Raw genomic sequence first — 6970 nt, 5'->3', positions numbered from 1 at the left:
GGGGCCTTTACCATCTGCCGGCGGCGAGGGCCGACCGGAAACAATTATCTGGCTAACGCCTTTGCTGCCAACGATCCTATCTCTACGGGAGAGTTGTTACAGAGGCTTTTCCCCCTGCCAGCAGGTCTAACCCCGGTAGTACTTTACAACCACCGACCTGACCGGCTGCAGCGGGCCAGGGACTTTTATCCTATCTTAGCTCAATTGATCCAGGATGGTATTGATGTTTACTCTATAGGGCTTAGGCGACCGCCCTTTCCGGGGATAACCCATTTCGGTTGTCTTAAACCCGAGGTTTTGTTAACCAAACTGGGCACTGGCCCTTTCCTTATCATAGGCATTGGCAATATCGACGGTATGGGCCATAAACTCAGTGAGTATTTCACCATAGGGGGGACCCAGGTGTGGAAACTGCCTTAATTGTTGGTCTACTTATCGCTATTCTCTTTCATGAAATCTTTGGACTGTCTCCCGGTGGCTTGGTGGTACCAGGTTACTTGGGTTTTTTCCTCTTACAGCCTAGGCGGGTATTAGTAACCCTGACCTTTGCCATCCTCACTATGGTGGTGTTACGGTTCCTGGAGGAAAGAATTCTCCTTTATGGGCGGCGTAAATTTTTGGTAGCTGTTTTGGTGGGGGCCCTATTGCCCAAGGCAGCAGTGGCCGTTTTCGGGCCTACGTGGTTGGGGTTGGGGTCTTCCATCGGTTTCGTTATTCCCGGCCTTATAGCTCAGGATATGGATACCCAAGGGGTGGGAACAACCCTTTTGGCTCTTTTTCCGGCAGCCATCATGGTCCGCCTGGTTGTAGAGTTGTGTATCAGGATGGGTTTTCTATGAAAAGACTAACATTGATGCAGCTGTTCCAAGGCAAAACCTGGTTTGCCCCTTTCAGCAAGAATCTCACTTGGCTCCCTTTGGTAGTTCTAGTTACCACGGCTGCTTTTGGCTGGGCTTGGCTGGGGAAGGAAGTTGTCCCTACCTCCTATCACCACCGGCAATTAGCGGCAGCTCAGGCTATGGCCCGAGGCATGGAGGTATTGGCAGAATACCGTCATACCCATGGTCCAGCCATGGCACGGGAAGATTACAATGAGACGGGGCTCATTGGAGTCGAATATTCGCCTCTCACTACTACCTTAGCCCCACTGTGGGTGAAACGAACCACCGCAAATCCTAATATGGCCGCCCTAGTGGTGCGCCTTCTATGGGAAGGGGGCGTGCGGCCCGGTGATCGGGTAGCGGTTGGTCTATCCAGTTCGTTTCCAGCACTCAATCTGGCACTTGGTACAGCTCTTGATGCTATGGAAGTGGAAGGGGTAATCATTTCCTCTCTTGGGTCGTCTTCCTGGGGAGCTAATCACCCTAATCTGACTTGGTTGGACATGGAGTCACTTTTATACCAAGCAGGAGTTATAGGGCGGCAGAGTATTGCCTTTTCAGCCGGTGGAAGAAATGATCTTATTACTGGGTTCTCCCGGGAGGGACAGGAAGCACTACTGGCTGCGGTGGGGCGACGGAAAGGGGAGCTTATTAATACAGGTTCATTAGCCGCCAATATTGAACGGCGTCTAGAGATATACGGCAATAGTGATTACGCTGCCTATATCAATGTAGGGGGCAGCTTGGCCAGTCTGAGCGAAGTCTCAGCCGTAGAGCTACGACCGGGGCTGCAAAAATTGCAGCTTCTTCCTTCAGGAGTGGCCCCATGTTCACCTTTGGAGGTAGCACAGACAGGGGTGGTCATCAATTTGTTGGAAGTTGGAACCTTAGCTTTGCGCTACGGATTGCCTCTTGATCCTTATCCTTTGCCCCCACTGGGAATAGGGTCAGTCTATATGTACGAGGTAGTACCTCTGGGCCGGCTGGCGGTGGCCCTCTGGTTATCCTTGGTAGCACTGTTGTCACCTTTAATCGTAGATGCATTTAAGAAGCGGAGTAAAGAAAAACAGATTGAGCAGATCGGGAAAGGATCTCTTAACAGTTAGACTTAGCCCTTGGATGTGGCGGCAGTCCAGCAGCTTATCTTTCATTTCGGAAAAGGAGTATATGTTATGGCAGTTTCAATTTCTCTTATTGTCTTGGGCTTGGTTATGCCGGCGCTGGTCACCGTCCATGACTTTGGTATCATTCCCTTAATACACCAAGCCATCCTGGAAGGTGATAGCGGGTACCTCCTTATGGCTACAGCCAAGTTGGTGCTCCTGAATACCCTGCGGGCCTTGCCCCACTACCTTGGTGTTTTCCTGTTGGCAGAGCTTCTTGTTCACAAGGCCAATGGGGTGAAGAAATGGCTGGTGTTGTTGGGCTGCTTGGCTTTGATCCCATTGGTTTATGGAACCATCGAACTTATTTACGATATCCGCTATGACTTTGGTGGTCCAGCCCTCATTGCCTTATTGGGAATCATCGCCTTACACCATCAAATGGTAAATCATCGACCAAACATTCCCTATAAGGCCCTAATTCTCATCCTGATCTTGGCCGCAGTCCAATCGCTAGACGTGGTTCCCGCCCTTACCCCCTACGGATTTGGACGAGGTGAGATATCACTAAGCATTAAGGAAGCAGGTACCTTTTTAGAGGCTGAACCCATTCTATCTCTCTTGGGTGTAGCTTTTTTCATCACCTGTAGCTTTAGTGCTTTGGCTTTGGGCCAGTTGATGGTCCACTATAATAGGGAGCTGGTGTTAGTGGAGCAAGCCCAGCGTCAGGAAGAAAATTTACATGCGGCTCGCCTTGAGGCATTACACTCTCGCTCTGCAGTGGAGATTCAAGGTTTGGTTCACGATCTAAAAACTCCCCTAACCAGTATTCAGGGTCTCGCTGGAGTAATTCAGCTTAAGAGCAAGGATGACAAGATTGCCGAATACGCTTACCGCATCGAGCAGAGTGTAGATCAGATGAATGAAATGGTAGGGGAGATTCTTCACCATGACGCCCGACGGCGCATTTCACCTAGGGCATTAATTAAATACACCTTGTCCCATTTATCCTCTCACCCTAAAGTAGGAGCAGTGGATGTGTTTTTGGAGGAAGACCTGCCTGACTTGCTAGTGAACCGTATCCGTGTTACTCGGGCCTTGGTCAACTTCTTAGATAATGCTTTGGCATCTATTCCTGCCAAGTATGGGTGGGTAAAGGTTCGGGTGCATAGAATTGGGGTACAAATTGGGGCACAGGTGGCTATTGTTATCAAAGACAATGGTCCAGGGGTTGCACCAGAAGACTTAAACCAAATCTGGGACATGGGTTTTTCTACCCGAAACAGCTTGGGTTTAGGGTTACCCTTTGCTCGTTCAGTGATCATCGATCACGGCGGAACGGTTACTTGTACTAGCAGTCCAGGCCAGGGGTATAAGGTACGAATATTACTCCCGGGAGGTGAAGGCCATGGACGAGAAGCCACAAATTCTAGCTGTTGATGATGATACTGATATCATTTATACTCTAAGGGCTATTGCAGAACTGGCTGGGTGGTGGTTACAAACAGCTACCAGCGGGAAGGAGGCTTTGGCTGCTTATTCTGCCGATCCTCCTGATTTAGTCATAGTAGATTACCATATGCCAGGGATGGATGGGGTCACCTTGGTAACCAAACTTAGGGCCATGGATGGTAATTTACCAATTGTGATCCTGACAGTAGATGACCGTCACGAATTGGCCGCCCAGTTTCGGAAGGCGGGAGCTACCGACTTTGCTCTAAAACCCATCAAAGCCCCGGATCTAATTTCCCGCATTGAGCTAAATTTGGAACTAGCGTCTTACCAGCGGGGGGAAACAGGGCAAAAGGGCATCAGTACTGGCACCATGGAACTTATCCGTAAATGCCTAGCTGAGGCCAAAGGGCCTTTGACTATTAATGAAGTTGCCAAAGCCACCGGTTTAGCCTACTCCACGACCTACCGCTACCTTAACCATCTCCACAGCCTAAATGTAGTAGACAGTTTCGATGACTATGGTAAAGTTGGTAGGCCTAAAAAGCGATACCAATTGGTCAGAAGAGAAATGTAGGTTATTCATTCCCTTGTGAATATAGAAGACAGCCACTGCTTTGACCCTAGCAAAACCTATTTGCTAGGGTTGAAGGGAACATATAATCAGTAGTTTTTGAACGGTAACACCATTACATAACGGTTCAATAATGCGTTACATACAAAGAAGGGAACCTTACGTACAAGTTCTCTCTTTGTGTGTTACGACTTCTGTCCGAAGATTTATTACGACAACAGCCGGGGCCAACGCCGGGTACCGTAGGCTAAAAGCAGACGGTCGAAAACAACACCCAGGGCGGTGAAGTAGACGGCGGCAGCCAGATAAAGTAGCGTAAAAGAGCCAACAGCGCGGTAAAGAAGCCAGAGGATAAATCCGCCCAAGGCTACTAACAGCCAGCCGGCTAGGCCGGCTAAAAGGCCGTTAAAGTTACCTTTCATGGCTTTTTGGGGATCAGTCCATTGGGTGCGGGGCCAGGTGAGATCGATCATGAGCCCCACTTCGGCCAGGGGCCAGGCGGCCAACAGTCCCAGTGCTGTTCCAGCCAGGAGGGGTAGCCCTGATAAATGAAAGAAGAAATAGGCTACTGCTGCCCAGGCGACGGCAGCTAGGCACTGAAGAGAAAGAGAAAAGGTTAGTTTGGCCAAGAGTTGGGTTCTGGGTGACAACGGCAATACCAAGCTCCAAAACAGCAACGAGCCTTCTCTGGAAATGGCGGTAGAAGGTACTTGGTTCATAGCTGCAGTGACGGCCCCGATACCGGCCAGAATCAAACCGGCTAGCCACCTTAAATCGCCGCCTACCATGACAAAATCCACTACTTGTTTTAGCTCTCCCCGTGCCAAGAAGGGGAACAGTATAATCAGCGGTAGCAAAAAAAGATTAATTGTTCCATTAAGGGCAAAAATCGGGGTGCGCCAAAATAGCCGCGCTTCTCGCTCTAAACAAGCTATAAAAGGGCTCGAACCGGCACTAGTAGCTAGGCGAGCTTTACGCCTCTTATGCCGATTATTGGAACGTACCGGGGCTTCTCGTTCGGCCAGGGCTTGTCGCACTACTCCCGGGGCTAATAATGCTAGCACCGCCAGGGCGGCACCGGAAACCAGCGCGAATAGAAACAAATACATGAGACCGCGAGCAGAGCCTGCTTGGGCCAGGGCTTGCCCAAACCAAACAGCCGGCGGCAACCAAGACTTAACCCCCGCAGCCAGATCAGGACGCGCCAACAACTTTTCTTGCAGAGCAAGGCTGGGATCGTCTCCGGAACGCATCAAAGTAGCTTGCAGACCCAGCACCAATACCAAAAACAGCAGTGAGAACAGCACGCGGGCCTTGTCCCGGTCACGAAAGCGGCCGCTAAAGCGCATCACCAAGGCTGTAACCGGAGTGGCTACTGCCAGCGGCAGAGCCGGCAATAGCAGATATACTATGGGGAGAATCAGCCAATACAGGGCTGAGGGGCGGGCTCTGAGGCCATATACCACTAAGATGGGGGCTACCGTCAAAAGTAGAGTCAGTAGTTCCCCCAGCCAAACCAGCAGCAGTTTAGCCCCGGCCAGTTGCCAAGGAGCCAGAGGTAGCGGAGCCAGGCGGACAAAGTCGTCTTCGTAATAGAAAGCTGACGCTAAATAAGGTACGCCAAACACTAGCACTGTAAATTGGCCCGCAGCAGCAGCCAACAGCAGTGCCAGCGACGGATCGCCCAGTATAGTAGTTGCTTGATAGATGCCGCTAGACAGTTCAAAGAGCAGGCGGAAGAAGGGTAGTAGCGAAAGGCCTGCTAATAGTATTAGACCTACCTGTTTTTTACTGTCACGTTTCGTTGTACGCCAGGTGAAATAATTAGATATCAGAAGCAGTTTGAAAGTTGCCCACAGCTTTACCATTCGTCTTCGTCTCCTTCGGGCAAGCGGGCTTCGGTGAGAGTCAAAAACACCTTTTCCAAACTCTCCCCGGCGCCGCCGGCTACCTGGGAGCGTATTTCGTCCAGAGTGCCGCAAGCTATCAGTTGCCCGTGGTTAATAATGGCCACCCGGTGACAAAACCGCTCCGCTACTTCTAACACATGGGTGGAGAAAAAGACGGTATTGCCTGCCTCGGCGTGTTGGCGCAGAATATCTTTTAGAATGTAAGCCGAGCGCGGATCCAGCCCTACCAGGGGTTCATCTAAAATCAGTACCTGCGGTCGTGGCAGAAGGGCTCCGGACACCACTATCTTTTGGCGCATACCGTGGGAATAGCTCTTGAGTGGGTCATCTAACACCTGACTTAAATCAAAGGATTCCAACAGCGGCTCTAACCGCTCCCAGCGCACCTTTGCCGGCACTTCGTACACATCCCCTAAGAAGTTAAGGTATTCTCTGCCTGTAAGCCGCTCCCACACCGCAGGATTGTCAGGGACAAAGCCGATACGGTGCTTAGCTGCAAGTGGATTTTGCACCACATCGACCCCGGCCACTTCTATATGCCCGCTATTAGGGACAAGCAATCCTACCAACATATTAATAGTGGTGGTTTTGCCGGCCCCATTAGGCCCCAGGAAACCGAAAATCTCGCCCGAATTAACTTCTAAACACAGATCATCCACGGCTTTTACTTGGCCGTGGGCGTAGGATTTGGATACATGTGATAATTTGATCATGGTAACACCTCTTAATTTTGGTTCTAGGTCTCTAATCAAAAATACACAACCTGTCTATCTCACCATAGATACCGGGCGACCGCAGAGGGCCGCTCTTACACCAGGCTTTCAGCCTAGCCGTCGAAAAAGAAAGTAAGATTGAACCGCGGGGACCAGGGCAGCGAAAGTCAGGGCTCCGAAAAGGACAACAAACCCGTATTCGCCGGGCAGGAAAGCCGCCACCAGGCCGATGAGGCCGCTTAGGACCCAAATCTTGGCGGCCGAGCGGTGAGTCAGGCGCCATACCTCCGGACTGGCTATGGTCCAAGGGGTGCGAATACCCACAAAGTAATTGTGC

General features: G+C 50.8%; 8 protein-coding genes. 5 read left to right on the top strand and 3 right to left on the bottom strand.

The annotated features are described in order from the left end of the window. From GX016_09980 to GX016_09960, 5 genes are all read left to right on the top strand, one after another. A partial coding sequence (locus tag GX016_09980) for a hypothetical protein (GenBank protein ID HHT71872.1) occupies positions 1–420 on the top strand: 420 nt, incomplete at its 5' end. Then, positions 405–839: a poly-gamma-glutamate biosynthesis protein PgsC gene (gene pgsC, locus GX016_09975; GenBank protein HHT71871.1), complete on the top strand. Its 435-nt coding sequence runs from the start codon at positions 405–407 to the stop codon at positions 837–839. The genes GX016_09980 and pgsC, both read left to right, overlap by 16 nt. Next, positions 836–1987, top strand: a complete 1152-nt coding sequence (pgsW, locus tag GX016_09970) for a poly-gamma-glutamate system protein (GenBank protein ID HHT71870.1) — start codon at positions 836–838, stop codon at positions 1985–1987. The genes pgsC and pgsW overlap by 4 nt, the downstream gene beginning before the upstream one ends. A gap of 66 nt (positions 1988–2053) precedes the next feature. Continuing rightward, positions 2054–3424 (top strand): HAMP domain-containing histidine kinase, encoded by a 1371-nt coding sequence (locus tag GX016_09965; GenBank protein ID HHT71869.1) that lies wholly within the window; start codon positions 2054–2056, stop codon positions 3422–3424. Then, entirely contained in the window at positions 3393–4013 is a 621-nt protein-coding gene (locus tag GX016_09960) for a response regulator (GenBank protein HHT71868.1), read from the top strand. Before GX016_09965 ends, GX016_09960 begins: the two co-directional genes overlap by 32 nt. A 206-nt stretch (positions 4014–4219) precedes the next feature. On the opposite strand, the gene GX016_09955 is transcribed toward GX016_09960, so the two are convergent. The 3 genes from GX016_09955 to GX016_09945 all read right to left on the bottom strand — a co-directional run. After that, positions 4220–5878 carry a hypothetical protein gene (locus tag GX016_09955; GenBank protein HHT71867.1) on the bottom strand — a complete coding sequence of 553 codons (1659 nt, stop codon included), beginning with the start codon at positions 5876–5878 and terminating at the stop codon, positions 4220–4222. After that, positions 5872–6633, bottom strand: a complete 762-nt coding sequence (locus GX016_09950) for an ABC transporter ATP-binding protein (GenBank protein ID HHT71866.1) — start codon at positions 6631–6633, stop codon at positions 5872–5874. Before GX016_09950 ends, GX016_09955 begins: the two co-directional genes overlap by 7 nt. 108 nt (positions 6634–6741) lie before the next feature. Further along, a partial coding sequence (locus GX016_09945) for an SdpI family protein (protein HHT71865.1) occupies positions 6742–6970 on the bottom strand: 229 nt, incomplete at its 5' end.

This window comes from Bacillota bacterium, assembly GCA_012837285.1.
Taxonomy (GTDB): domain Bacteria; phylum Bacillota; class DTU030; order DUMP01; family DUMP01; genus DUNI01.
This window is presented reverse-complemented; position numbering and strand designations above follow the sequence as displayed.

Coding starts and splice junctions, on each gene's coding strand:
- pgsW (HHT71870.1), top strand. CDS start 836: ATGAAAAGACTAACATTGATGCAGCTGTTCCAAGGCAAAACCTGGTTT.
- GX016_09965 (HHT71869.1), top strand. CDS start 2,054: ATGGCAGTTTCAATTTCTCTTATTGTCTTGGGCTTGGTTATGCCGGCG.
- GX016_09960 (HHT71868.1), top strand. CDS start 3,393: ATGGACGAGAAGCCACAAATTCTAGCTGTTGATGATGATACTGATATC.
- GX016_09955 (HHT71867.1), bottom strand. CDS start 5,878: ATGGTAAAGCTGTGGGCAACTTTCAAACTGCTTCTGATATCTAATTAT.
- GX016_09950 (HHT71866.1), bottom strand. CDS start 6,633: ATGATCAAATTATCACATGTATCCAAATCCTACGCCCACGGCCAAGTA.